The following is a 25,731-nucleotide window of genomic DNA, read 5'->3' on the forward strand; positions in this document are numbered from 1 at the left end:
GTGTTTCACCTTGGAGTTCCCTGGGAACTAGCTTATTGTGACGCAGGTCTCACGAGGCTGTCGCATGCGCAACTACACATGGAGGTCAGGAGTCACCGTGCCCGAGACCCAACATCCGCCCCACGAAACCGCCGTCAGCGGTGAGAAGTATTTGGCCGTTCAGGCCAGCCCGGAGTTTCAAGAGTTACGAAATAGGCTGCGCCGCTTCGTTTTTCCGATGAGCGCGCTGTTCCTGGTGTGGTACTTCGCCTACGTGCTGCTTGGCGCGTTCGCGCACGACTTCATGGCGATCAAAGTGTGGGGCAACATCAACGTCGGCCTGCTCATCGGCCTCGGCCAGTTCGTGTCGACATTCGCGATCACGGCCATCTACGTCCGGTTCGCCAACCGTGAACTCGACCCGCGGGCCGAAGCCATCCGCGCCGAACTCGAAGGCGGTGCGGCATGACCGTCAACGTGCTTGCCGCCGCCACCGTCGGCAATCCCGCCGCGAACATCGGGATCTTCGCGTTGTTCGTCGCGATCACGCTCTACATCGTGATTCGCGCCAGCAAGAAGAACACAACGGCCGCCGAGTTCTTCACTGCCGGACGCGCATTCACCGGCCCGCAGAACGGCATCGCGATCTCCGGTGACTACCTGTCGGCCGCCAGCTTCCTCGGCATCGCGGGTGCCATCGCGGTGTACGGCTACGACGGCTTCCTGTATTCGATAGGCTTCCTCGTCGCATGGCTCGTTGCTCTGCTGCTTGTTGCCGAATTACTGCGCAACGCAGGCAAATTCACGATGGCCGACGTTCTGAGCTTTCGGCTGAGGCAACGCCCCGTGCGACTCGCCGCCGCGACCACCACCCTCGCCGTCTGTCTGTTCTACCTGCTGGCTCAGATGGCAGGCGCCGGCGGTCTGGTCGCGCTGTTGCTCAACGTCAAGAGCGATCTCGGTCAGGCCCTCGTCATCGCTGTCGTCGGGCTGCTGATGATCCTCTACGTGCTCATCGGCGGAATGAAGGGCACCACCTGGGTGCAGATCATCAAGGCCGTCTTGCTGATCGGTGGCGCCGCATTGATGACCGTGTGGGTGCTTGCGAAGTTCGGCCTGAACTTCTCCGAGATGCTCGGCGGGGCACAGTCCGCGGTGTCGGGTTCGTCGAGCAAGGCGGTCGCCGCCCGTGACGTGCTGGCGCCCGGCGCGCAGTACGGCACCTCGCTGACATCGCAGATCAACTTCATCTCGCTGGCGCTGGCCCTGGTGCTCGGCACTGCCGGCCTGCCGCACGTCCTGATGCGCTTCTACACCGTGCCGACCGCGAAGGAGGCCCGCCGCTCGGTCGTGTGGGCGATCTGGCTGATCGGCGCCTTCTACCTGTTCACGTTGGCGCTGGGTTACGGCGCCGCGGCCTTGGTCGGGCCCGACGCCATCCTCGCGGCGCCCGGCGCGCAGAATTCGGCCGCGCCGTTGCTGGCGTTCAAACTCGGCGGCGTCGTGCTGCTCGGTGTCATCTCGGCAGTCGCGTTCGCGACGATCCTCGCGGTGGTCGCGGGCCTGACCATCACGGCGGCAACGTCATTCGCGCACGACATCTATGCGAGCGTGTTGCGAAGCGGCCATGGAAAAGCACCGGTGACCGAGGCAGAACAGGTGCGCGTGTCCCGCATCACGGTCGTGGTGATCGGCATCATCGCGATCGGCCTCGGCATTCTCGCCAACGGTCAGAACATCGCGTTCCTCGTCGCGCTCGCCTTCGCGGTGGCCGCGGCGGCCAACCTACCGACGATCCTGTACTCGCTGTACTGGTCGCGGTTCAATACCCGCGGCGCGCTGTGGAGCATGTACGGGGGCCTGATCTCGACGATCGTGTTGATCATCTTCTCCCCCGCGGTGTCAGGTGCGAAGACCGCGATGCTGCCAAGCGTCGACTTCGCCTGGTTCCCGTTGGCCAATCCCGGCATCGTGTCGATTCCGCTGGCGTTCATCCTCGGCATCGTCGGCACCCTCACGTCACCTGATCGCGGTGACGCCGAGCTCAACGCCGAATTCGAGGTGCGGACGCTGACCGGCGTCGGCGCGGAAAAGGCGGTCGGCCACTAGCTCGCGGGATTACTCGGGCGGCCGCATGGGTTATCTTCACGCGTGACCGCTCGACGATTCGCCTTCGGACTGCTGGCGTACGCCTTCGCGGCCATCATGGTCGGCACCACGTTGCCAACACCGATGTATGCGCTGTACGGCCAGCAGATGCACTTTGCGGTGCTGACCACCACCGTGATCTACGCGACCTACGCAGCCGGCGTGCTTTTCGCGCTGCTGGTATTCGGGCGATGGTCCGACGCGATCGGCAGGCGGCCGGTGCTGCTGGCAGGTGTGGTGGCCGCGCTGGCCAGCGCCGCCGTCTTCCTGGTCGCAGACTCGGTTTCGCTGTTGTTGGTCGGACGTGTCTTGTCGGGGCTTTCGGCCGGCATCTTCACCGGCACGGCGACCGCAGCGGTCATCGAGGCTGCCCCGGAACACTGGCGCACCAGGGCCGCGGCGGTGGCGACGGTCGCCAACATGGGCGGGCTGGGCATCGGGCCGCTGTTGGCCGGTGTGCTTGTCCAATACGCACCTGCGCCACTGCAGCTCAGCTTCATCGTGCACATTGTGCTGGCGGCGCTGGCCGGCGCGGCGGTGCTGATCGTGCCGGAAACTTCCGCGCGCACCGGCAAGATCGGTGTGCAGCGCCTTTCGGTGCCAGCCGAGGTGCGCGCCGTGTTCGTCGTGGCCTCGTTGGCGGCGTTTGCAGGTTTCGCGGTGACGGGGCTGTTCGCCGCGGTGGCGCCGTCGTTCGTCTCGGGCGTCGTCGGCATCGACAACCACGCGATCGCCGGACTCATTGCCAGCTCGATCTTCTTCGCGTCAGCGGCAGCGCAGATCGCCGCCCGCAACCTCAATTCACAACGCGCCGTAGCCATCGGCTGTGGAATCCTGGTCGCCGGCATGGTGATTCTAGCTGTAGCACTTCAGCTTTCGTCGCTCATCGGACTTGTCGCCGCCGCGGTGGTGGCAGGTGTCGGGCAGGGCATCAGCTTCAGCCGCGGTCTGGCCGCGGTCGCGGAGCGCACACCTGCCGACCGCCGCGCGGAAGTCAGCTCGACGTATTTCGTCGTCGCCTATGTGGCGATCTCGCTGCCGGTTGTTGGCGAAGGTGTGGCGGCCCAGCATTGGGGATTGCAAACGGCCGGTGTCACTTTCGCGATTGCCGTGGCAGCCCTGTCAGCCATCTGCCTGGTCGGCATTCTCGTGCTCGAGGCGCGCCAGTCCCGCAGCCTCGTTACGACAGGAATCGGCTGACGTAGGGCGCGAAGCGCCTGCGCAACTCGTCCTCGTCGAGTCCGAACATCTCGCACGACGTGACGACCTTGCCAAGCCTGCCGCGTTGGTGGCCGGCCAGATACTCTGCCAGCGCACCGCGCGCCTCGTCGGTCACCGGTTCACCGACAAGGCCGTAGACCCGTTCTGCCACGCCGAGTTCGTCGGCCATGAAGTCGTCGAAGGTCACATCGATAGAGCGTTGCGGCGCAATGACATCGCGGTCGCGGATCAGCGCATTGAGCATCAACTCCAATCGGTCGATCCAGCCGGCCGCGATCTCCTCCACCGGCACCGGCGACCGGTGCATGCGTGCGGAGTACGTGAGCATCGCGACCATCGAAATCGCCACGGGCACAGGGTCCCGATGCGTGCACACGACGGCAACGCCGGGAAAGACCTTGTCCAGCACTACAAGCTGCTCGAGGTGCTGGGGTGACTTCAGCAGCCAGCGCCTACCGCCCCGAAGGAATTGCAGCGCCTTGAGTTGGGTGGCCAGGTACTCGTAGGTCGACGTCTGGTCGTGGGCCAGGTAGTAGTCGGCCCACCGCGGCACGTGCGCCAGCGTTTCCATGAACATCGTCGAGAAATCGTTTGCGAGCAACTGGATTTCCTCGTGCACATGTTCGGTGGTCATCTCGTGCATCAGCGCGAAGTGCGGCATCAGGGTGTTCATCACCGTGACGGCGAGGTCCATGCGCGCCGCACGAGGGTCGGGCTCGATGCCTTCCTCGGCGGGTAGCGGGAAGGGCTCGAAGCTCTCCCAGTAGGGCAGCGTGCGGAACGTCGGTCCCGCAGCCAACAGATTGTGCAGATGCGTGGTGCCGGTGCGCGGCAGTCCGGCGATGACCACCGGTGGCAGCAGTTCGATGTCGTGGATCTCGGGGTGACGCGTGAGCAGGTCCGTCAGCAGCAGGCGGTTCTTGAGCCACTGTGACAATTGGCCGAAGAAGTTCACGATGCCCGGGCCATGCATGCCATCGATTTCGTGCAGCGCGGCGAGGTAGACGGCGAGGCGCTCCCGGTAGTCGTCGGGCCCGAAGTCGTCGAGGCCGGTGTCCGCGCTCGCCCTGGCGTGCAACGCATCCGCATCCAGCGGGCACTCGGGCGCCAACGCGGCCATCATGTCGAAGATCTGCTTGGCCTCGGGGCTGAACCGCGGCTCGGCGAGGTCATCAAGGTGGACCAGGGGTGTGGCGTGGGTCACGCCTACTTATGTTACTCTGAGTTTCGTAATGACAACAGACCTTGGCCGGCCCCGCGATCCGCGCATCGACAGCGCGGTGCTGGAGTCGACGGTCGAACTGCTCGGCGAGACCGGATACGCCGCGCTGTCCGTGGATGCGATCGCGCGCCGTGCCGGCACCAGCAAGCCCGCGATCTACCGGCGTTGGGCCAGCAAGGCGCACCTCGTGCACGAGGCGGTGTTCCCGATCAACAGTGGAACCGAGCTGCCCGACACGGGCTCGCTGGCCGACGATGTGCGCGAAATGGTGCGCCGCACGGTCGCGGTGTTGACCACGCCCGCGGCACGCGCCGCGCTGCCGGGACTGGTCGGCGAGATGGCCGCGGACTTGACGTTGCACGCGGCGCTTCTCGAGCGGTTCGGCGGCATCCTGTCTCGTGACATGACCGCGCGACTGGATAACGCCATGGCACGCAACGAGATTCGGCCCGATGTCACCGCGGCAGAAGTCACCGAAGCCCTCGCGGGCATCACCTTCCTGGCGCTGCTCACGCGCGGTGCGCTCGACGACACCTGGGTCGAGCGAACCGCCAACCTGATTTTGAGAGGAATCTCTGCATGACGCACGAGTCCACTGCCGCGTGGCATGAGCTATTGGAAACCCTTGGCGGGCTTGATCGCTCGTTCCTCGAAGGTGATCGCGCGGTCACCGACGACCGGCACATCGCCGACGGTTACCGGATGCTGGCGACGACATTGGGCGTCGCGCTCGATACCTATCTGTTCTCCGAGCCGAGCCGACCTCAGTTCGTGGAGGTGAACACACCATTTCGCCGCGACCGTCGGTGGGGCGGCGACAACACCGACGCCTACTACCACATGTGCCCGGTCGACCCGAAGCGCCGCTATCGCATCAGCGGCAACAAGGGTGACAGCGTGTACTTTTCGGTGACGGCGTACAACGAACCGTCGCCGGGTGCGTGGTCTGACCGGATCGTGGCGCTCATGCGCGACGACGACCTCGACATCGACGGGGAAGGCAACTTCTCCTTCGACCTTGGGCCGACGGACGACGGGGCGGTGTTGATGACCCGCGACTACCAGGCCGATCCGCTGACCGGCAGGCCGGTCCGCTGGCAGATAACAGCGCTCGACGACCCTGAGCCGATTCGGCACGGGGACGCCGAAACCGCTGCGGCACTGCGGGCCAGCGCGGCCTGGCTGCGCACCATGTTCGCGATCGTGCCGCTCGCGGTCGGCGTACGCGTCGATGATTCACACCAGCTGGGGCATGAAGTATCGCAAGTGGCAAACCAATTCGCCGACCCGTATCAGGTACCCGACGCGAACTTCGGCTGGTCGGCGCGCGATGCGTGCTACGCGTATGGCAGCTTCGTGCTCGAGGACGACGAGGCGTTGGTGATCACCCATCGGCCGCCGAAGTGCCGGTTCTGGAACCTGGTGGTGTGGAACCAGTTCATGGCGACCCACAACGTCAACGACGCGCGCAGTTCGGTCAACGGCCACAGTGCGGTGCCCAACGCCGACGGGTCGGTGACGATCGTCGTCTCCCGCGGCATGACGGAACATCCGAATTCGCTGACGACGCTGGACTATCCGCGCGGCAACCTGGCGTTCCGGTGGTTTCTGGCCGACGAGGTCCCAGCGCGGCCACTGGTGCAGTTGGTGAAGGCAACGGATGCGCCGGAGGCAGTGGACTAGTTACCAGCACACTGTCGCGGTCACAGGACGTGCGGCTCAATATGTGGTCTATTCCGAGGCAGCGGTCAGTTCTGCTCGGGCTTGGTCGATTTGCTCGTAGGCGTATGCGACGATCTCGGCGGTGGTCATTATTTCGCCCTTGTGTGCGAACGATTCATATGCGTCGTCACCGAGAGCATCGCGTAGGTGCGCGACTGTGCGATTGAACTCCGGGTACGCCACCGCGATCAGTGGGTGCACAGCGAAGCCGGCGATGGTCGCCGCCGCTTCGTGGCGTCCGCACCGGTCGGACAAGGCTGCGGCAACCGCCAAGGGGATGCGCATCATCGTGGTGTTTCCAGAGTCGTGATAGCGACCGATGGCTGCGCAGGAGTAGTCGAACGCGGCAGCGGGCTCGCCGTGGTCGGCCTCCTGGCGGCACAGCATCGCCAGCAAGTTCGACTCGTTGTAACGGTTGCCGCTGTCCCGCGCGACTACCAGACCCCGACGCAGGGCGTTCAGCGCGCTGACAGGATTGGCGTCGCGATTGGCGAACGCATAGGCATGAAGGGCATAAGAAAGCTGTTGGGCGTTTTGTGTCGCCTCTCCAGCCTCGATGACACCTTCTGCGGCAGCGCTTGCCTCGTGGGGCGAGTTCACCATCGCCAATGCCATAACTAGGCACGCCCTGGTGAACACATCTCTGTTGATGTTGCGCGTCAACTCCGCGCGACAGAAATCGATCCACGTTTGCAACTTGCCCGCGGCCATGTATCCACCCAGACTCCAGGCCGTTCGGCCGTACGGCACCTCGTCGCGAGTACCGACAAGGGCACGCTCGGCCGCCTGGCTATAGCGGAGCGATTCCTCGATACGGCCGGTGACATAGCACGCTGACGCCATCACACACAGCGTCGCGAGTCGCCGGTGGCCTGTTGCCCTGGCCCGGTCAATGACCTCCTCAGCCCATGCGATCGGCTCATGGTTTTCGACCATGATGCCGAGGAACACCGAATACGTCGCGATTGCGGCGGCGGAGTCGAGATCGTTCTGGTCGGCGGCCCACCGGAATGCCGCCCGCAGATTGGCAAACTCGGTGACGAACCATTCGTAGGCCTCCCGCTGGCGAGGGCTGTCCCACAGGGCAAGGACGTCGGACTCGCGGTCGGCGAAGTAGCGAGCATGCGCCGCGCGGACGTCATGGCCAACGCTGCTGGCGACGAGCCGCTCCTCGGCGAACTGACGGATGGTCTCCAGCATCGAGAACCGGGTCCGACCAGAGGACCGATTGGCGACCAAAAGCGACTTGCGCACGAGCGCGTCCAGGCGGTCCAAGACCACCAAGTCATCGATGTGTTCGGATGCCGCTACAGCGCAAGCGCTTTCGAGGTCGAAGCCGCCTACGAATATCGACAAACGGTCCAACAGCACCTTCTCCGCTTCATCGAGCAGTTCGTAGGACCACCCCACCGCTTGGCGCAGCGTCTGGTGACGTCCAAGGCCGCGCCGCGACCCGACCAGCAGACGAAATCGGTCATCGAGACGATCACTGATTTCGCTTGCGGTCATCGATGCCACCCGCGAGGCCGCCAATTCGATCGCCAATGGGATTCCGTCGAGGCGACGGCAGATTTCCACGACAGCGGCCTCTTGATCGGCCGCCAAAAAGCCCGAATCCACGCTCCGAGCGCGATTAATGAAAAGGTTCGCCGCTGCTGAGTCGATACCCGCCCCCACGTCCAGCGACGGCACCAGCCACAATTGTTCGTCCGCGATTCCTAATCCTTCGCGACTGGTGGCCAGAATCTTCACCGTCGCCGAGCGCGCGAAGATGGCCTCGATCAGATCCGCGACGCTGTCAACAACGTGCTCGCAGTTGTCGAACACCAATAGCCGCGACCGGCCCTCCAAGGCGAAAGCCACCGACTCGCTCACACTCTTGCCAGGTTGTTGAGTGATTCCCAACACCGCCGCGACCGCATCGGGCACCGCGGCAGGATCAGCGACCGCAGCCAACTCGAAAACCCATACCCCGTCGACAAATTCGTCGGCCAACTTGGTCGCGACTTCCAACGCAAGCCGAGTCTTACCCACCCCGCCTACACCGACCAATGTCACCAACCGATGGGAGTGCACGGCCGTCTTGACATCGCAGACCTCGGTGTCGCGTCCGATCAAACTCGTCATCGCGGGCCGCAAGTTCCCCGGATTCGAATCGACTCCCCGCAATGGCGGAAACTGAGTATCCAGGCCCGACGCATGCAGTTGAAAAACAGTGATCGGGTTCGGCAGGTCACGCAGTCGTCGCGGCCCCAGGTTCACCAGGTCAACCCCGCCGAGCAGTCCGGCCGTTGAGTCGGCTACCAGGATCTGACCACCGTGTCCGGCGGCCATCACCCGGGCTGCGCGGTTGAGTACCGTGCCGAAATAGTCACCGTCCCGAAGCTCAGCCTCCCCGGTCGCAATACCCATTCGCACCGGCAACTCAAGAGCCCGTTGGGCCTCAACCGCCGCGTCGACAGCGGACCGCGGCGACGCGAACGCCGCAACGACGCCGTCACCGGTGTGGCTGAATTTGTATCCGTCGTGCGACGCGATCGCGGTTTGAAGCACCTGGTCGTGCTTGGACAGGGCCGCCCGCATCGCTTCGGCGTCGGCTTCCCACCGACGGGTCGAACCCTCAATATCGGTGAACAGGAACGTCACAACCCCCGAAGGCGGGCCCCCCGCGGACACTCGCACAGGATGTCACAAAATGCGCACGTCAACCGGCTAATCGCGACTAACTTTCGACACTCTCCTAACTCGTCGCACTTGAGACATCGGAGCAGTCACTCGTCTGAGTCTGGATACAGCTCGGCATCCGGTTCGGCCTCCCTGTCTCACCTCTCTCAGAGCGTCGGTCGCAGGTTCAACATCCAGCATCGTCGCGCGCGGCCGCGTCGCGATAAATTCAGCTGCACGGTTTCCGGCCTCCGGCGATCGTTGTTCGGCAAAGGGGAGCGCGAGCGGATGGATCGCCGGAACCAGGGGATCAGCCGGCGCAGTGCGCTTTTCGCGGTCGCCGGCGCTATCGCACTCACCGCAGTGACACAGCCGATGCAAGCGGTGGCATTTATGGAGAAGCCGTCCCCCGGCCCGGTGGGGCCCGGTGAGCGCGCGGACCTGGCTGAGCGGGCGGTCATGGAGCGGCACGTGCACACGCTCTGGGGGCAACCGGGGACGCAACTGGGCGCGCTGCACTGGCCGTCGTCGCTATTCGACAAATGGTTGTTGGCGCGTTGGTGTTACTGGTGGCAGGCCCACCTGTTGGACTGCGCGGTGGATGCCGCGTACCGCGCACCCTCCCCCGAACGCATCGACCGGATCGGCGCCATCGCGCGTGGCATTCACACCCGCAATCTCACCGGTTGGACCAACGCGTACTGCGACGACATGTCATGGCTGCTGCTGGCGCTCGAACGCGCCGACAGGCTGCTCGGCGTCCGGTTCGACGATGCCGTTCCGAAACTGCGGACCGCCCTGCTCGACGGCTGGAATCCGGCCGCTGGCGCGGTGCCGTGGAAGGTCGGGCACGATTACTACAGCACCTCCGCGATCGGTCCGACCGGCATCGCGATGGCGCGCCTGGGCAAGCTGTCCCACGCCGAACAACTCGCCGATTTCCTGAACACCCGGCTGCGCGACACCGAAAGCGGTCTCATCTTCGACGGCGTGCACGAACCCAGCGGGCCGGTGGACCAGGCATTGCGGACCTACTCTCAGGGCGTGGCCATCGGACTGGAGACCGAATTAGCCCTGCGCACAAACGATTCGAGCCATCGTGACCGCGCGGCAGCGCTCGTCGCCGCTACCGCCGACAGGCTCGCCGACGCGGGCGTAATCGCCGGGGCCGGCGGGAACGACTCCGGGCTGTTCATGGGCATCCTGGCCAGGTATCTCGCCCAGACCGCGCTGGCCCTGGGCGACACCACCGCCGCGGAGCTCGTGCACGCCTCTGCGCGGGCGGCCTGGCGCAACCGCGCCGAGGTGGACGGCCTGCCGCTGTTTGGTGCGGATTGGACCCGCCCGGTCATCGCGCCGACAGGTCTGGAAACCTTTCCCCGGCTCGCGGACTCGACGCTGGCGTCGTCGCCGAACCAGAGCCGCGATCTTTCGATACAGCTGAGCGGGTGGATGCTGCTCGAGGCCGATCACCAGCTCACCTCCGCCGGGCTCTGAGCTACGAAGCTGGCCGGGAGCCGGCGCTCTAGCTCGCCCGATCCCGCCGAACGTGGGTTACCCGCACACCATCAGGCCCTCAAGCGTGCGGGTAACCCACGTTCGGCGGAGCCCGAGACTCTCAGCGGGTCTGCGCCGCGAGCCTGCCCGCCAGCACCACGTAGGTCGCGGCGAAGCTGCGCCGCATCCACGCGACGATCCGTGGCCGCGAGATCACCTCGCGGCGGACCGCCCCGGCGAACACACCGTAGAGGCTGAACACCGCGAGCGTAGCCGCCATGAAGACGGTGCTGAGCCACACCATGTGCAGCACCGCGCCATTGCTGTCGGGCGCCACGAACTGCGGCAGGAACGCGAAGAAGAAGATGGTCAACTTCGGGTTCAGCACGTTGACCAAGACACCGGACACGATGACCCGCCAGGCTGACGGCTTCGCGTGATCGGGCTGCACCTCGAAGACCGACTTGTCGCGAAATGTCTTCCACGCCAGGTAAAGCAGATATGCGACGCCCAGCCATTTGAGGATCGAGAACGCCACCGCACTGGCATGCATGATCGCCGCCAGGCCGGTCACCGCAGCGATCATGTGGGGCACGATCCCGAGCGTGCATGCAAAGGCCGCCACCAGGCTGGCCCGGGGACCGCGCGACAGGCCTGCGGCGACGGTGTACAGCACGCCCGCCCCTGGGGTCGCGACCACAATCAGGGTCGTGATCAAAAATTCCGGCGTCACGAGTTAACCGCTCTTGCGGCGGAACTCCCTGCGGCTCTCGAGCGGTCCATGCGCCCGCGGCTGCTTGGCTCCGCCGTCCTTGTGGGCGGATCCGCCTGCGGCCTTGGCCTTCTTCCGCTCCAGCGCTTCCCGGAACTTGCGCTTGGTGTCGTCTTCCGGTGCATCTGCCATAGACGGCAGCCTAACCCGACGCCGCCACAGCCGTCGTACCCTTTACCGCTTGCCCGGCGGCATCCCGTAGACGTGCGAGATCGGCAACGTCAGCACCACCCTGCGGTCCTCGACCATGGCCCGTCGATAGTCGTCCCAGTCGGGGTGTTCACCGGCGATATTGCGGTACAAGGCGATCAGCGCCTCCACAGTGGCGTCGTCGGGCGCCGCGGCCGGCGGTGTCAGGTCCGCCTCGCCCTCGGCGACGGCGTAGGACCAGCCGTCGTCCGAGCTGACATGGATGGACGCCCGCGGGTCACGGCGCAGGTTGCGGGTCTTGGCCCGCTGCTCGGTGATCGACGCCTGGATGGCCAGATTGGGTTTGTCGAACCAGTAGGACACATTCGACAACTGCGGCCTGCCGTCGCGCTTGATCGTGGCCAGCACGCCCAGCGAGTTCCCGCAGAGCAGCGCCAACAGCTTGTCGTCGAATACGTGGCGTCCCATTGGTCGAGCCTACGTCCGCCGGCCCGCGCCGCCTACCATGGCGGCCATGACCCAATACGCTGCTTTTCTGCGTGGCGTCAACGTCGGCGGCGTCAACCTCAAGATGGCCGAGGTGGCCAAGGCGTTCGAAGAAGCCGGATTCACCAATGTGCGAACGATTTTGGCCAGCGGCAACGTGCTCCTGGAAAGCAGCGCGGGTGTCGATGCCGTGCGAAAGAAGGCAGAGAAGGCGTTACGCGACGCCTTCGGATACGACGCCTGGGTATTGGCCTACGACTTGAAGACGGTCGCAGCAATCTCGAAGGCTTTTCCGTTCGAGCGCGAGGTAGAGGGTAAGCACTCCTACGTCACGTTCGTCACCGACAAAGACGTGCTCGACGAACTGGCCGCACTCGGCAAGGACGCCGGACCGGACGAAAAGGTCAAACGCGGCAAGGGCGTCATCTACTGGCAGTGCCCCAAGGGCACGCTCGGCACGACCATCGGGAAAACCATGGGCAAGAAGCGCTACAAGTCCTCGACCACGACCCGCAATCTGCGCACCGTCGAAAAGGTGCTGCGGTGAGCTCCGCGCCCACCGTCAAGGTCGATGGCACGGTGCTGACGGGCGTGTCCGAGACCGCGCTGCTGACCTTGCGGGTGCGAGCGAACGAGGCGCGTGGACCGGATTCGATCATCGACGACCCGGTGGCCATCGAGCTGGCCGACTCGATCGACTACGACTTCGCGAAGTTCGGTTTTTCCCGGCGCCAGGACATGGCGCTGCGGGCCGTGGCCTACGACAGGTACACCCGCCGCTATCTGACTGACCATCCCAAAGCCACCGTGGTGGCCCTGGCCGAGGGGCTGCAGACCAGCTTCTACCGTCTGGATGCCGCAGGCGTCGGTGACCAATTCCAATGGCTCACAGTCGATCTCCCGCCGATGATCGACCTGCGTCGCAAGCTGCTGCCCGCGAGGGATCGGGTGCGGATGTGCGCCCAGTCTGCGCTCGACTTCACCTGGATGGATCAGGTGGACGCCGAACACGGCGTGTTCATCACCGCAGAGGGGCTGCTGATGTACTTGCAACCCGACGATGCGCTCGGCCTGATCGCCGCGTGCGCCGCGCGGTTTCCCGGCGGGCAGATGATGTTCGACCTGCCGCCTTCCGGCTTGGCGGCACTGCACCGCCGCGGCATGCGCACCTCGTTCCGTTACCGGGTCCCGCCGATGCCATTCAGCTTGTCGGTATCCGACGCCGCGAATCTGGTCAGTTCCGTGCCAGGCATCCGGGCAGTCCATGATCTGCCGTTTCCCGCGGGTCGCGGCAAGGTGCTGAACGCGTTGCTGTGGACGGCGCACCGGATCCCGTTACTCGATCCGATCAGGCCCGTGCTGACTCTGCTGGAATTCGGCTAGCCTCGCGGTTCGAAGACCCAAAGTGCAAGTGGGGGTTGACAACTGATCCCTCGCGCAGCTGTTCGATGTCGTGGTAGTAGTTCATCTGCACGCGCCACGGGTCACCATCGCCCTGTTTCGGCAACTGGTCGAGGGCACGCTGAACATAGCCGGCGCTGAGGTCGAGCATCGGCTGGGTCGACATCGCGGGGTCGGCCAGTTCGGGCCGCGCGATGTCGTAGCCGCAGGCGTCCATGTGCGTCAACAGGCGGCAGAAGTGCTCGCACAACAGGCCCACCTTCAGCGTCCACGAGGAGTTGGTGTATCCGAACGCGAACGCGAAGTTCGGCACGCCTGCCAGCATCATGGCCTTGTAGACGACGGAATCGGTGGGATCGACTGGCGTCCCATCCACTGTCAACGACATACCGCCGAACAGCTGAATGTTCAAACCCGTTGCGGTGACGATGATGTCAGCGTCGAGATGCTCTCCGGATTCCAGCTGTACGCCGGTTTCGGTGAAGGTGGCAATCCGATCGGTGACCACCGAGGCCGCACCGCTGCTGATCGCCTTGAACAAGTCGGCGTCAGGCACCGTACACAGCCGCTGATCCCACGGGTTGTATGCGGGGCGGAAGTGCTCGTCGACCGGATAGCCCTCGGGTAGCTCCTTGGCGTTGAGGTGACGGATCAGCCTGCGCGCCGCGGCGGGATACTTCTGCGACAACTGGTAGACCGCGCGTTGCCTGACGATGTTCTTGCGCCGGGCCAACGCATAACCGCGCTTGGCGCCGAGCAGCTTTTGCGCCGCGTTGGCGAACGTGTCTTTCGACGGCACCGGCAGCACATAGGTCGGTGAGCGCTGCAGCATCGTCACGTGGGCGGCCGTGCCTGCCATCGCGGGCACCAGCGTCACCGCTGTCGCGCCGCTGCCGATGATGACGACCTTCTTGCCCGCGTAGTCGAGATCCTCGGGCCAGTGCTGGGGATGCACGATCTGACCGCGAAATCGATCGCGGCCGGGAAACTCCGGCGTGTAGCCCTTGTCGTAGCGGTAGTAGCCACCGGCGCAGAAGATCCAGTTCGCGCTGAACTGCACCAACTCCTCGGTGTCGTCCTCGTCGTTGAAGCGCTCGACGTCGACGACCCAGCGCGCGTCGTCGCTCGACCATGCCGCGGCCAGCACCTTGTGGTGGAACCGGATGTTGGCGTCGATGCCGTTCTCCGCGGTGGTCTCACGCAGGTAGGCCAGGATCTTGTCGGCCGACGCAATCGCGTCCTCGTCCTGCCACGGCTTGAACTCGTAGCCGAACGTGTGCAGATCGGAATCCGAGCGAATCCCCGGATAGCGGAACAGGTCCCACGTGCCACCCGACGCGCCACGCGCCTCGAGAACGGCGTAGGTCCGGTCCGCATGCTCCTGCTGCAGGTAGTACGCCGCGCCGATGCCGGAGATGCCTGCGCCGACGATCAGAACGTCGACGTGCTCGATGTGACTGGAGGTGCGGGCCATGGTGTGACTCCTGACGACGGGTTTTCGTTGCATTGATGGTCGCGTCTGGAGGTCCGCGAACCCAAGAGCAAATCGTCTCAATATCGCTCTTCTATGGTGCACTTTGCACCAGGCGGTCTACCGTGGTGCGATGACGTCGAATCCCCCGTCGGCCCCGGTCAGGGAGCTGATCCGGCAGTGCGCGCAGGTCATCGTCAACGCGCCGCCGGAGTGGCTCGAGGAGCTCGACACCGCCGTGCTCGGCGCCAACCCGGCGATCGCCGCCGACCCCGACCTCGCCGGGGCGGTGAGCCGCAGCAATCAGGCCAACCTGTACTTCTGGTCCACCGCCAACGTCCGCGATCCCGGCGCGCCGGTACCGCCCAACACCGGACCAGAGCCGGTGACCGTCGCGCGTGAACTGGTGCGTCGAGGACTCGACGCGTTCGCGCTGGACGCGTATCGCGTCGGGGAGGGAGTGGCGTGGCGGCGGCTGATGGAGATCGCGTTCGGGCTGACCTCGGATCCGGTGGAGCTGCACGAATTGCTCGACGTGTGCTCGCGGTCGATCAGCGCGTTCGTCGACGCCACGCTGGCGGCCATCGCGGCCCAGATCGACCTGGAGCGCGACGAACTCACCCGCGGGACGCACGCCGAACGTCGCGAGACCGTCGCGCTGCTTCTCGATGGCGCGCCCATTCCCCGCAGGCGCGCCGAGGAACGACTCGGCTATGCATTGACCGGACCTCACACCGCCGCGGTCATCTGGACCGACGATCCCGGCGGCGATCTGGCCCGACTCGACCGCGCAGCCCAGGCTTTCGGGCACGCAGCGGCAGGCCGCATGCTGAGCGTGCTGGCCAGTACGGCGACCCGATGGGTCTGGGTGGCGGGCGCACTCGACACCGGCGCAGTGCTGCGGTCAGTCGCCGCGACGCCCGACGTCCGCATCGCGATCGGCCCGATGGCCACCGGAATCGACGGATTTCGGCGCAGTCACTTCGACGCGATCACCACCCAACAGTTCATGGCGCGGTTGCATTCGCCTCAGCAGGTCGCGCTGTTCACCGACGTCCAACTCGTCGCACTGATCACCGCTGACACCGACCGCGCCGCCGAGTTCGTCAAACACACGCTGGGCGATCTCGAGTCCGCAGGATCCGAATTGCAGGACACCGTAAGGACTTTCGTCGCATCACAGTGCAACGCGTCGCGGGCCGCGCAACGTCTCTACACCCACCGCAACACCTTGCTGCGGCGCCTGGCCCGCGCCGATGAACTGCTGCCCCGACCGCTGGCAGACGCCAGCGTCGACGTCGCGGTCGCTCTGGACGTGCTGCGCTGGCGCGGCTGATCAGCCGAAGGCCGCCTCGACGTATTTCAAGGCCTCGTCCTTGTCGACGCCCAGCGCGCGCGCCGCGGACACAAACGTGTGCGCCGCGGTCGCCATCGCGGAGTCGGCCGGATCGACACGGGCAACGAAAGTACCGAAGCGGCCCCGGGTTTCGAGCACACCCGCCGACTCCAGCTCCCGATATGCGCGCGCCACCGTGTTGACCGCCAGGCTCATCTGCCCCGCCAGTTCGCGGACCGTCGGCAATCGGGTGCCCGGCGGCAGCTTGCCGTCCCGGATCCCGTCGATGATCTGCGTCCTGAGCTGGTCGAAAAGCGGCTTGGCGGCGTGCTGGTCAATGCGAACCCAATCCCCCAACTCGGCCACGTGCATCAGTATCGCTTAAACGGGCTACTTTGGTGATGTGCAAGTGACGGTGCTCAGCGGAGCAGGCATTTCCGCCGAGAGCGGGGTGCCGACCTTCCGCGATGCCGAGACGGGGCTGTGGGCGAAGGTCGACCCCTATGAGATCTCCAGCGCCGAGGGTTGGCAGGACCACCCCGACAAGGTGTGGGCGTGGTACCTGTGGCGTCATCAGATGATGGGCTCGGTGCAGCCGAACGACGGCCATCTCGCCGTGGCGGCCTGGCAGGACTACGCCGACGTGCACGTGGTCACCCAGAACGTCGACAATCTGCATGAGCGCGCGGGCAGCAAGCGCGTCTATCACCTGCACGGCAGCTTGTTCGAATTCCGTTGCGACCGTTGCGGCCGCGAGTATCTCGACGAGTTGCCGACGATGCCTGAACCCGTGGAATCGGTCGAACCGCCGCGATGCGTGTGCGGCGGATTGATCCGCCCGAATGTGGTGTGGTTCGGCGAAGCACTGCCCGACGAGGCGTGGCAACGCTCGCTCGACGCGGTCACGCATGCCGACCTCGTGATCGTCGTCGGCACTTCGTCGATCGTCTACCCCGCCGCAGGGTTGCCTGAGCTGGCGCTGGCCAACGGCACCGTCGTCGTCGAAGTGAACCCGGAGCCCACGCCGCTGTCCGACGCCGCGACGGCCGTCGTCCGCGAATCTGCGGCCACCGCGCTGCCCACCTTGCTGCAGCGCCTGCCCGCCCTACTCCCCTAGCGGTTCTGTGCAGTTTGTTGCGCTCACCGCCACAAGCTGCACACAGCTCACGGTCTGACGGCCCGGCCGATAGCGACTTCCGACGACGGCACCGGCACCCACGCCGGCAACACCCACTCGCGACGCGATCCGGACACTTTGAAGCCGGCATTGACAATTGTCTGCTCGGTATGGCGATGCGTGTGGCAGTTGCCTGCCATCCGCGGCCACAGCGTGGCGTCGGCGAACCTCTGCAGCCGATCGCGCCAACCGCTGCTGGCGACGTGTTCGAAGTAGCGCAGTTCACCACCGGGCTTGAGTACCGAAAAGAGTTGACGCACAACCTGATCAGGGTCGTCGACCGAGCACAGCACCAGGGAACACACCGCCGCGTCGAACGGCTCAGCGTCCGCGAACTGTTCCACCGTGTTGGCGCTGACACGGATCGGCACCGACGCCGCAGCGGCCGCCTGCTCAGCCTGCACCGACAACCTGCGCTCGGGCTCGACGGCGACCACCTCGGTCACGGTGTCGGGATACAACTCGAAGTTCGTCCCGGTGCCTGCGCCGACCTCGAGCACGCGTCCCGAAAGGCCGGCGAGGTTCTCGCGGCGCAGTTGCTTCAATGACTCCGGTTCATGGCTTGCCATCCACGTCCACATCCGCGCGAAGAACGGGTTGTCCACTTCGCTTGTGCTCATCGAGCATTCCCTTCAGCAGTGCGATGGCCGCCGAGGGCGGCAGATCCGGATCGATGGCACCGGAAACGATCTGGCCGGCGCACACCGATCTCATCACTCGGTCGGCGAACTCTTCGATATCGCCCCACGGCAGGTACGGCCGCGAAATCAGCAGAGCAGCCAGCCCGTGGGCCACGGTCCACAGCTCCAGTGCCTTAACAACGGGGTCGCCAGGCGGGTAGGTTCCCTCGGCCATCAACGTTTCCACCGACGCGCGCATGTGGACGAAGGCGGAACTGTTCAGCGCGACGTCGATGTCGCTGCCGGGGCGACTCTCGGCCATGGTCGCAATCCGGTACAGCTCAGGGGTTTTCAACGCGAACCGGACATAGGCCAGACCCTGTGCGCGCAAGACGTCGATGGTCGAGGGCTGATCCGCCGCGACACGCTGCATCTCCTCGTCGAGCTTCTCGAAGTACCTGGCGCAGACGGCGTCGAGCAGCGCGTCCTTGTCGGCGAAATGCAGATAGATCGACGGCGGCGTGACCCCGACCCGCTGGGCGACCGAGCGGATGGACACCGACTTCGCGTGCCCGGTTTCCAGCAGCAGTTCGGTCGTGGCGTCGAGGATTTCGTCACGCAACTGTTCGCCGGAACCGCGCGGGGCGCGGCGGCGACGCAACGGCTGGATCGACACGCTACTCAGTGTCCGTTACCGACGCCGCGACGCGTTCACGTTTCTCTATGGGCGCGTCGCCGTCACCGGACTCGTCGACCCCGATGCGGTCGTGCAGCCTGGCGAGCGGCTTTGGTGCCCACCAGTTCCACCGGCCGAGCACGTGCATGAACGCGGGCAGCAGCAGCATGCGGACCAGGGTCGCGTCCGCGATCACCGCGAGCGTCAGGCCGACGCCGAACATCCGCATGAACGCCACCTTGGCCGCGATCAGCGCGGCGAACGAAATCGCCATCAGCAGCGCGGCGGCGGTGACGACACGGCCGGTACGCGCAAGACCGAGCGCGACACTCTCGTCGTTGTCGGCTCGCGTCTTACCGGATTTGAGCCAGTATTCGCGGATACGCGACACCAGGAACACTTCGTAGTCCATCGACAACCCGAACGCGATGCAGAACAACAGCACCGGCATGTTCGCGACGAGCGTTCCAGTCGGAGTCGTGCCAAGTGCGCCGAGGTGTCCCTCCTGGAAGATCCACACCAGCGCGCCAAATGCCGCGGTCAGCGATAAGACGTTGAGCACCAACGCCTTGAGCGGCAATATCACGCTGCCGGTGAGCAGGAACAGCAGCACGAACGTGATCACCGCGATGATCCCGAGAACCATCGGCAGCCGCGACGTGATCGCTTCCGAGCTGTCACGGTTGACCTGCGCGACACCCGTCAACTCGACATGCTGCCCCGCCGGTGGCGGCACCGCGCGCAACCGGTCGAGCTGCGATTCGGATGCGTCGCTGAACAACGGCGCAGTGCTACCTACCGTGAGGAATGCGCTACCGTCCTTGAATCCGGTTGCGGCAGAAGGGGGGCCGACCGATCGACCGCCCGCGAATGTGCCGCCCGGCGCGGACACCGACGACACATCGGGCACCTGCGACAGCGCCGAGGCGTAACGATCGACGTCGGCGGGTGTGACGCCTGCGGCATTGGGCATGACGACGGTGACGTTGCGCGCCGAGTCGACCGCGAAGTTGGCGCGCAGGTCGTCGCCGACCTGACGGGCAGACAGCGACTGCGGCAGCACGCGCTCGTCGGGAAAGCCCCACCTGATGCCGAGGAACGGTGCGCCGAGCATCAGCAGCAGTGCGACGATCGCGATACCAATCGGAACTGCCCGGCGCATAACGATTTTCGTCGAGCGGTACCAGAAGTTCTGCTCGATCGGCTTGGGCACCGGATCGGGCCGCCGGAACACCCAGCGCGCGAGCCTGCGCGCGTCCAACGAGTCCAGCCTGTCGCCGAGCAGCGCGATCGCAGCAGGTGCCACCACAATAGCGGCGATGGCCGCGAACACCACCACGGCAATGCCCGCGTAGGCGAACGACTTCAGGAAGTACATGGGGAAAAGCACCATCGCGACCATCGACAGCGCGACGGTCATCGCCGAGAACAGCACCGTGCGCCCCGCGGTCATCATGGTGCGCACCAGCGCGCGGTCGCGGTCGGCGCCTTCGGCGAGTTCATCGCGATATCTGCTGATGATCAACAGCGTGTAGTCGATGGCAAGCGCCAAACCCATTGCGACCGTGAGGTTCAGCGCGAAGATCGACACGTCGGTGATCAAGGTGACCGCCCGCAGCACCGCCATCGAACCGAGAATCGCGAAGCCGCCGACGGCCAACGGCAGCGCAGCGGAGATCAGCCCGCCGAACACCCAGACCAAGACGATGAAGCTCAGCGGGATCGCGATGGATTCCATTGTCAGCAGGTCTTTTTCGCTCTGGGCGTTGATCTGCACGTAGGTCATCGCCTCGCCGCCCGCGCGCACCGTGACGCCGTCGCGGTCGTGGATGAGTCGCTCAGTCAGCTCTTTGGCATGCTGCTGGGCGCCGCTCTCCCCGCCGGTGATGCCTGCGACGATCAGCCCGGTCTTGCCGTCCTTACTCATCAGCGCCGGCGCGGCGGACTCGGGGGCAGTCCACACGGACGTCACATCGCCGACATAGGGCGACGCCTTCAACTGGTCGACGATGTCGGTTCCGACGGCGCGGGCCGCAGCGCCCTGCGCGCCGGCACCCGAGGTCACGCTGATCAACAGCTCCATGTCGCCCTGACCGAACTTGTCGACGAGCAATTTCGTCGCTTGGGCGGACTCCGAAGTCGGGTCCTGGAAGCCACCCGCGGACAGATGCTTGGCAACAGGGATGCCGAAGATGCCGCAAGCCACCATCACCAGGAGCGCGACCGCGATGATTCGCCGCGGCGCGGCGATGGCCAGTAGGGCGATTCGTTGCAGCACGTGGCGTCCTTCCAAACGAGATATCGCCGATAACTTACCAGCGGTAACTTAGCGAGATCAACATGTCTTTCTCTTGATAACTACGTCGCGGCGCCGACCGATGTTCACCACGCAAACACTCACAGCGCTTTGGCAGCCACCTGGGCTGCCGTCCATCAAGGCGCTCGACTTCAACTCCGCCGTCGGATGTATGGAATCCGGTGGCTGGCGCGGCTACTTCGTTGACGCCAGGATCCTCGGCCGCACCCGGTTCGACGCCCGCGTGGCTGTGAGCCTGCTGGTCGTAGCGGTCACCGCCGCTCTATTGACCTGGATATTGCTGAACGGGACGAACTCGATCCGCTTCATGGCGCCGCCGCCGGCGTGAGCCCGGAACCTACCCCGCAGTAAGAATTGCCACCATTTTCCGAATCGAGACTCAAAGATTCCTTAATGGTGATGGTTACTGTTCAGTACATGTGGATCGACGACACCAGTGCCGATGTCATCAAGGTTGACTTTGAGGCGCTCTACCACGGCGATGTCCTGGTTGAGGGCGACACCTCGGAGCAGCTCGACGACGAGCACACCCTGCCAACCGCAGTCTGAGTAATCGCGCGCCTCGCGGCGCGCGTTCACCCATGACAGTTTGCCCAGTACGGGCGTTTCGTCGATCTTTCGTTTTCTCGGTTTCTAGGCCACGTTCTCTGCAGCCTCAGGCTCGACCATGTCGGCCAGTCGGCCGGTGATCAACTCCTCGGCCTCGTCCACGATCCGGGCCACCAGCTCTCCGCACGTCGGGATGTCGTTGATCAGGCCCATCGACGTGCCGACCGACCAGATGCCCGCATCCAGATCGCCGACCTCGTAGACCTTCACACCGCGCTTGCCCGCGACCAGATCCTTGACGTCCTCGAACTGCCCGCCGCGGTTGAGAATCTCGACGACCTCGCGCGACACCGTGTTGCTTGCCACCCGCGCCGTGTTGCGCAGCGGACGGAAGATCAACTCGGTGTCCAGCTCGCTGCCCGCGACGATCGCTTCCTTGACGTTCTGATGAATCGCCGATTCCACGGTGCACATGAACCGTGAGCCCATGTTGATGCCGTCGGCGCCCAATGCCAGTGCGGCCACCAGGCCGCGCGCATCGGCGAAGCCGCCGGAGGCGATCATCGGGATGTCGATCTTGGTCGACGCCGCGGGGATCAGCACCAGGCCTGGGATGTCGTCCTCGCCGGGATGCCCGGCGCACTCGAATCCGTCGATGCTGATGCCGTCGACGCCGAGGCTCTGGGCCTTGACCGCGTGCCGCACCGAGGTGCACTTGTGCAGCACCTTGATCCCGTTGTCGTGAAACATCGGCAGATGCGGCGCGGGGTTCGAGCCTGCCGTCTCGACGATCTTGATTCCGGCGTCGACGATCACCTGCCGATACTCGTCATACGGCGGCGGGTTGATCGTCGGCAGGATCGTCAGGTTCACCCCGAACGGCTTATCCGTCAGATCGCGACACCTGGCGATCTCGTTGGCCAGGTCCGCGGGCGTCGGCTGCGTCAGCGCGGTGATGAAGCCGAGCGCACCCGCATTGGCAACGGCGGCAACAAGTTCCGCGCGACCGACCCACTGCATACCGCCCTGGACGATCGGATGCTCGATGCCGAACGTCTCGGTGAACTTCGTCGTGATCATCGCGGCGCCATCCGGATTGCGCCGTCCAGACGGATCACCTCACCGTTGAGCATCGGGTTCTCGACGATGTGCACGGCCAGCGCGCCGTACTCGTCGGGATCACCCAGGCGGGCCGGATGCGGCACCTGCTTGCCAAGCGACTGCTGCGCCTCTTCGGGCAGCGAGCCCAGCAGCGGGGTCTTGAACAGGCCGGGCGCGATCGTGACGACGCGGATCAGCTCGCGCGACAGGTCCCGGGCGATCGGCAGTGTCATGCCGACGACGCCGCCCTTGGATGCGGAGTACGCGGCTTGGCCGATCTGCCCTTCGAACGCCGCGACGGACGCGGTGTTGATGATGACGCCACGCTCGCCGTCGATCGGTTCGGTCTTCGCGATGCGCTCGGCGGACAGCCGAAGCACGTTGAACGTGCCGATCAGGTTGACCTCGACGACCTTCTTGAACGCGTCGAGCGGAAACGGTCCGTCCTTGGACAACGTCTTGGCCGCGTTGCCGATGCCGGCGCAGTTGACGTTGATGCGCAGCGGGCCAATCTTCTCGGCGGCGTCCAGTGCTGCGGACACCGCTTCGGGATCGGTCACGTTGGTCTCCACGAACTGGGCGCGATCGCCGAGTTGCTTCACCGCGTCCTCACCACGCAGGTCGATGACGACAACGGATGCGCCCCGGTCGAGCAGTCGCTTGGTGGTCGCCAGGCCGAGACCCGAGGCTCCCCCGGTGACAACCGCTACGGCGTCTTTGATCTCCACTGATTGCGTTCCTTTCCTCTACTGCCAGTCGCGCAGGACGGCGTCGGTGTCGGCACCGGGTACTCCCGGCGCTTTCGGTTGGTCGGGCACAGTGCGCGAAAACCGCGGCGCCGGTGCGGGATACAGAAAACCGTTCTCGCGGTAGAACGTGTCGCGCTCGGTGTTGTGCGGTTCGGTTTCGACTTCGCCGAACGACAGCACGGGCGCGACGCAGGCGTCGCTGTCGGCGAACACCTTGGCCCAGTGGTCGCGATCCTGTGACGCGAACACCTCAGTCAGCTTGGCGCGCAACTCGGGCCAGCGGCTCATGTCGTTTTGCGGGGGCAGGTCAGCGGCGTCGAGCCCGAGCTTGTCGAGCAGCTCGGCGAAGAACTGCGGCTCGATGCTTCCGACCGAGACATAGCGACCGTCGGCGCAGGTGTAGGTGTCGTAATAAGGAGCGCCGGTGTCGAGCATGTTGACGCCGCGCTCGTCGCTCCACATGCCCATCCCGCGGAACGCCCACATCATCGTCGAGAGCACGCTCGAACCGTCGACCATCGCCGCGTCGATGACCTGTCCCCTGCCGGAGCGCTCGCGCTCCCAGAGCGCCGACAGAATGCCGACGACGAGAAACATTGAGCCGCCGCCGAAATCACCGACGAGGTTCAGCGGCGGAACCGGACGTTCGCCTGCGCGGCCGACCGCGTGCAGCACACCGTTGAGCGAGATGTAGTTGATGTCGTGGCCGGCCTGCTGACTGCGGGGGCCGGTCTGACCCCAGCCGGTCATCCGGCCGTAGATCAGTTTGTCGTTGACCTTCGCGCAGTCCTGCGGGCCGAGCCCGAGCCGCTCGGTGACACCGGGCCGGAAGCCTTCGATCAGCACGTCGGCCTTGGCCACCAGCTGCAGTACGAACTCGCGACCTTCGTCGCTCTTCAGGTCGGCCGTGACCGAGCGCCGGTTGCGCAACAGATAGTCGCGCCCGGGTTCGGTCGCCGGCCCTGGCCCCTTGCCGGGACGCTCGACGCGGACGACGTCGGCGCCGAGGTCGCCCAGCAGCATCGCAGCGTGTGGGCCTGGGCCGATGCCGGCCAATTCGACGACTCGCAGTCCGTGCAGTGGTCCAGCCATGTCCAAACCCGCCCTCCGTTAGGTGACCGCGACATAGCTTACTTGTATAACCATGTGGCCCGACCTAGGGTGCCTGGTATGACGACAACGGACTCCCGCGCGGGCGCGTACACGAGCATCGACGACCTTTCCGTCGAGCTTGCCGACGGTGTGCTGTCGGTGACGCTGAACCGTCCGGACAGCCTGAACTCGCTGACCGCGGCGATGCTCGCGGGCATCGGCGATGCGCTGGAGCAGGCGGCGGACGACCCGCGGGTGCGCGTGGTGCGCCTCGGCGGAGCGGGCCGCGGTTTCTCGTCGGGCGCAGGGATCAGCGAAGAAGACCACGCGAATCCAGGTACTGCAGGCACGCCTGCCGATGTGCTCGACGCCGCAAATCGGGCGGTCCGCTCGATCGTGGCGTTGCCGCAACCGGTGGTCGCGGTCGTGCAGGGGCCGGCGGCAGGGGTCGGCGCGTCGCTGGCGTTGGCCTCCGACATCGTATTGGCTTCGGAGAAAGCATTTTTCATGCTGGCGTTCACGAAGATCGGGCTGATGCCCGACGGTGGTGCTTCGGCGTTGATCGCCGCGGCGGTCGGGCGGATCAGGGCGATGCGCATGGCACTGCTGGCCGAACGGATTTCAGCCGCGGAGGCGTTCGACTGGGGCCTGGTCACGGCGGTGTATCCGGCCGACGAGTTCGATGCCGAGGTCGCCAAGGTGATCTCAACGCTGGTGTCAGGGCCCGCGGTGGCGCTGCGCAAGACCAAGGACGCGATCAACGCCGCGACGCTGGTGGAGTTGGAGGCAGCGCTGGAACGCGAGAAGCGGGGCCAGTTGGTGCTGCTCGAGTCCGCGGACTTCCGCGAGGGCACCCGGGCCTTTCAGCAGCGTCGGGCGGCGACCTTCACCGACTCCTGAGCGGCTCGCAAAAACTGCTCGACAGAAAACTGTGGGAATCGCCGGTAGCGCGTGCTCCTACGAGGTGAACGCAGCCCACCCGGGGCTGCGACGCACCTCAAGGAGTAGTCATGACCAGCAACGACACCTGCCGCCGGTGGCTTCGACTCGCGTCCGTATCGCTATTCGCGGCGGCGTTCGGCATCAGCTCAGCGGCGACGGCGCATGCCGTCGACAACAACCAAGGTCAAGGCGCGTTCCTAGCGTGCTACAAGGAGATGATCTCGCACGCCCCGCACGATCCGCCGACACAGGACGACGCCGACAGCGCCACCCACGACTGCTGCCTCACCACCGGTGGGTCGTGGAGCACGAGCGACTATCACCACGGCTTCTGCATCTGGCCGCCGGCCGATTCCGATTCCGGTCGCACACCTCGTCCCGGAGCAATCATCGTCACCCACCCAGACCTGGGGCGGCTCGCCTACTAGCCGAAATTCGG

The 25,731-nt window shown here is 65.4% G+C and carries 26 protein-coding genes; 13 read left to right on the top strand and 13 right to left on the bottom strand.

The window, feature by feature from the left end; all coding sequences use genetic code 11:
• Positions 1-64 precede the first annotated feature (64 nt).
• Genes J3E61_RS01315 through J3E61_RS01325 form a run of 3 tightly spaced genes read left to right on the top strand, consistent with a single transcriptional unit; the run spans position 65 to position 3,327 of the window.
• On the top strand, positions 65-448 hold the full coding sequence (locus J3E61_RS01315; protein WP_192726747.1) for a DUF485 domain-containing protein: 384 nt from the start codon (positions 65-67) through the stop codon (positions 446-448).
• The gene (locus J3E61_RS01320; protein WP_210082329.1) at positions 445-2,088 is read left to right on the top strand and encodes a cation acetate symporter; all 1,644 of its coding nucleotides are present in this window, start codon (positions 445-447) and stop codon (positions 2,086-2,088) included. The genes J3E61_RS01315 and J3E61_RS01320 overlap by 4 nt, the downstream gene beginning before the upstream one ends.
• 42 nt (positions 2,089-2,130) lie before the next feature.
• Entirely contained in the window at positions 2,131-3,327 is a 1,197-nt protein-coding gene (locus J3E61_RS01325) for an MFS transporter (RefSeq protein ID WP_192726749.1), read from the top strand.
• Here the strand turns inward: J3E61_RS01325 and J3E61_RS01330 are convergent.
• Positions 3,308-4,471, bottom strand: a complete 1,164-nt coding sequence (locus J3E61_RS01330; protein WP_210085381.1) for a sulfotransferase — start codon at positions 4,469-4,471, stop codon at positions 3,308-3,310. The genes J3E61_RS01325 and J3E61_RS01330 overlap by 20 nt on opposite strands.
• Positions 4,472-4,580: 109 nt before the next feature.
• Between J3E61_RS01330 and J3E61_RS01335 the strand changes: the two genes are divergently transcribed.
• The gene (locus tag J3E61_RS01335) at positions 4,581-5,153 is read left to right on the top strand and encodes a TetR/AcrR family transcriptional regulator (protein WP_210082330.1); all 573 of its coding nucleotides are present in this window, start codon (positions 4,581-4,583) and stop codon (positions 5,151-5,153) included.
• On the top strand, positions 5,150-6,253 hold the full coding sequence (locus J3E61_RS01340; RefSeq protein ID WP_210082331.1) for a DUF1214 domain-containing protein: 1,104 nt from the start codon (positions 5,150-5,152) through the stop codon (positions 6,251-6,253). Before J3E61_RS01335 ends, J3E61_RS01340 begins: the two co-directional genes overlap by 4 nt.
• A gap of 48 nt (positions 6,254-6,301) precedes the next feature.
• Here J3E61_RS01340 and J3E61_RS01345 read toward each other — a convergent pair whose 3' ends face one another.
• On the bottom strand, positions 6,302-8,938 hold the full coding sequence (locus tag J3E61_RS01345) for an adenylate/guanylate cyclase domain-containing protein (protein WP_210085382.1): 2,637 nt from the start codon (positions 8,936-8,938) through the stop codon (positions 6,302-6,304).
• 306 nt (positions 8,939-9,244) lie between these two features.
• On the opposite strand from J3E61_RS01345, the gene J3E61_RS01350 reads away from it, so the two are divergent.
• Positions 9,245-10,453: a fructose-bisphosphate aldolase gene (locus J3E61_RS01350; protein ID WP_210082332.1), complete on the top strand. Its 1,209-nt coding sequence runs from the start codon at positions 9,245-9,247 to the stop codon at positions 10,451-10,453.
• 121 nt (positions 10,454-10,574) lie between these two features.
• Here the strand turns inward: J3E61_RS01350 and J3E61_RS01355 are convergent, their stop codons facing one another.
• From J3E61_RS01355 to J3E61_RS01365, 3 genes are read right to left on the bottom strand one after another with little or no spacing between them, the layout of a single operon-like run.
• A complete protein-coding gene (locus J3E61_RS01355; protein ID WP_210082333.1) occupies positions 10,575-11,186 on the bottom strand; it encodes a LysE family translocator in 612 nt (203 codons plus the stop codon).
• A gap of 3 nt (positions 11,187-11,189) precedes the next feature.
• A complete protein-coding gene (locus tag J3E61_RS01360; protein WP_192726754.1) occupies positions 11,190-11,357 on the bottom strand; it encodes a DUF5302 family protein in 168 nt (55 codons plus the stop codon).
• 42 nt (positions 11,358-11,399) lie between these two features.
• Entirely contained in the window at positions 11,400-11,843 is a 444-nt protein-coding gene (locus J3E61_RS01365; RefSeq protein ID WP_210082334.1) for a PPOX class F420-dependent oxidoreductase, read from the bottom strand.
• A gap of 46 nt (positions 11,844-11,889) precedes the next feature.
• Here J3E61_RS01365 and J3E61_RS01370 point away from each other — a divergent pair, with 46 nt between their 5' ends.
• Positions 11,890-12,408, top strand: a complete 519-nt coding sequence (locus J3E61_RS01370) for a DUF1697 domain-containing protein (protein ID WP_192726756.1) — start codon at positions 11,890-11,892, stop codon at positions 12,406-12,408.
• Positions 12,405-13,244, top strand: a complete 840-nt coding sequence (locus J3E61_RS01375; RefSeq protein ID WP_210082335.1) for a class I SAM-dependent methyltransferase — start codon at positions 12,405-12,407, stop codon at positions 13,242-13,244. Before J3E61_RS01370 ends, J3E61_RS01375 begins: the two co-directional genes overlap by 4 nt.
• Here J3E61_RS01375 and J3E61_RS01380 read toward each other — a convergent pair.
• On the bottom strand, positions 13,210-14,736 hold the full coding sequence (locus J3E61_RS01380) for an NAD(P)/FAD-dependent oxidoreductase (protein WP_210082336.1): 1,527 nt from the start codon (positions 14,734-14,736) through the stop codon (positions 13,210-13,212). The genes J3E61_RS01375 and J3E61_RS01380 overlap by 35 nt on opposite strands.
• Before the next feature lie 130 nt (positions 14,737-14,866).
• Between J3E61_RS01380 and J3E61_RS01385 the strand changes: the two genes are divergently transcribed.
• Positions 14,867-16,069, top strand: a complete 1,203-nt coding sequence (locus tag J3E61_RS01385; RefSeq protein WP_210082337.1) for a PucR family transcriptional regulator — start codon at positions 14,867-14,869, stop codon at positions 16,067-16,069.
• On the opposite strand, the gene J3E61_RS01390 is transcribed toward J3E61_RS01385, so the two are convergent.
• Positions 16,070-16,435: a GntR family transcriptional regulator gene (locus J3E61_RS01390; protein WP_210082338.1), complete on the bottom strand. Its 366-nt coding sequence runs from the start codon at positions 16,433-16,435 to the stop codon at positions 16,070-16,072. It lies immediately after the preceding gene.
• Between the two features lie 37 nt (positions 16,436-16,472).
• Here J3E61_RS01390 and J3E61_RS01395 point away from each other — a divergent pair, with 37 nt between their 5' ends.
• The gene (locus J3E61_RS01395; RefSeq protein WP_192726761.1) at positions 16,473-17,186 is read left to right on the top strand and encodes an NAD-dependent protein deacylase; all 714 of its coding nucleotides are present in this window, start codon (positions 16,473-16,475) and stop codon (positions 17,184-17,186) included.
• A gap of 47 nt (positions 17,187-17,233) precedes the next feature.
• On the opposite strand, the gene J3E61_RS01400 is transcribed toward J3E61_RS01395, so the two are convergent.
• Genes J3E61_RS01400 through J3E61_RS01410 form a run of 3 tightly spaced genes read right to left on the bottom strand, consistent with a single transcriptional unit; the run spans position 17,234 to position 20,820 of the window.
• Positions 17,234-17,866 (bottom strand): class I SAM-dependent methyltransferase, encoded by a 633-nt coding sequence (locus J3E61_RS01400; RefSeq protein ID WP_210082339.1) that lies wholly within the window; start codon positions 17,864-17,866, stop codon positions 17,234-17,236.
• The gene (locus tag J3E61_RS01405; RefSeq protein ID WP_210082340.1) at positions 17,802-18,542 is read right to left on the bottom strand and encodes a TetR/AcrR family transcriptional regulator; all 741 of its coding nucleotides are present in this window, start codon (positions 18,540-18,542) and stop codon (positions 17,802-17,804) included. Before J3E61_RS01405 ends, J3E61_RS01400 begins: the two co-directional genes overlap by 65 nt.
• Position 18,543: 1 nt before the next feature.
• Entirely contained in the window at positions 18,544-20,820 is a 2,277-nt protein-coding gene (locus tag J3E61_RS01410) for an MMPL family transporter (RefSeq protein ID WP_210082341.1), read from the bottom strand.
• A gap of 100 nt (positions 20,821-20,920) precedes the next feature.
• Between J3E61_RS01410 and J3E61_RS01415 the strand changes: the two genes are divergently transcribed.
• Positions 20,921-21,187: a hypothetical protein gene (locus J3E61_RS01415; protein WP_210082342.1), complete on the top strand. Its 267-nt coding sequence runs from the start codon at positions 20,921-20,923 to the stop codon at positions 21,185-21,187.
• 305 nt (positions 21,188-21,492) lie between these two features.
• Here J3E61_RS01415 and J3E61_RS01420 read toward each other — a convergent pair whose 3' ends face one another.
• The 3 genes from J3E61_RS01420 to J3E61_RS01430 are packed head-to-tail and all read right to left on the bottom strand — an operon-like array spanning position 21,493 to position 24,350.
• A complete protein-coding gene (locus J3E61_RS01420) occupies positions 21,493-22,488 on the bottom strand; it encodes a nitronate monooxygenase (RefSeq protein ID WP_192726766.1) in 996 nt (331 codons plus the stop codon).
• Complete coding sequence (locus J3E61_RS01425) at positions 22,485-23,237, bottom strand: SDR family NAD(P)-dependent oxidoreductase (RefSeq protein ID WP_192726767.1); 753 nt, start codon at positions 23,235-23,237, stop codon at positions 22,485-22,487. The genes J3E61_RS01420 and J3E61_RS01425 overlap by 4 nt, the downstream gene beginning before the upstream one ends.
• 18 nt (positions 23,238-23,255) lie before the next feature.
• Positions 23,256-24,350 carry a CoA transferase gene (locus J3E61_RS01430; RefSeq protein WP_210082343.1) on the bottom strand — a complete coding sequence of 365 codons (1,095 nt, stop codon included), beginning with the start codon at positions 24,348-24,350 and terminating at the stop codon, positions 23,256-23,258.
• 78 nt (positions 24,351-24,428) lie between these two features.
• On the opposite strand from J3E61_RS01430, the gene J3E61_RS01435 reads away from it, so the two are divergent.
• Both J3E61_RS01435 and J3E61_RS01440 read left to right on the top strand, forming a co-directional pair.
• Positions 24,429-25,250, top strand: a complete 822-nt coding sequence (locus J3E61_RS01435) for an enoyl-CoA hydratase (RefSeq protein ID WP_210082344.1) — start codon at positions 24,429-24,431, stop codon at positions 25,248-25,250.
• A gap of 110 nt (positions 25,251-25,360) precedes the next feature.
• Positions 25,361-25,720, top strand: a complete 360-nt coding sequence (locus J3E61_RS01440) for a hypothetical protein (RefSeq protein WP_210082345.1) — start codon at positions 25,361-25,363, stop codon at positions 25,718-25,720.
• Positions 25,721-25,731: the final 11 nt, after the last annotated feature.

Source organism: Mycobacterium sp. OAE908, assembly GCF_017872775.1.
In the GTDB taxonomy this organism is placed as follows: Bacteria; Actinomycetota; Actinomycetes; order Mycobacteriales; family Mycobacteriaceae; genus Mycobacterium.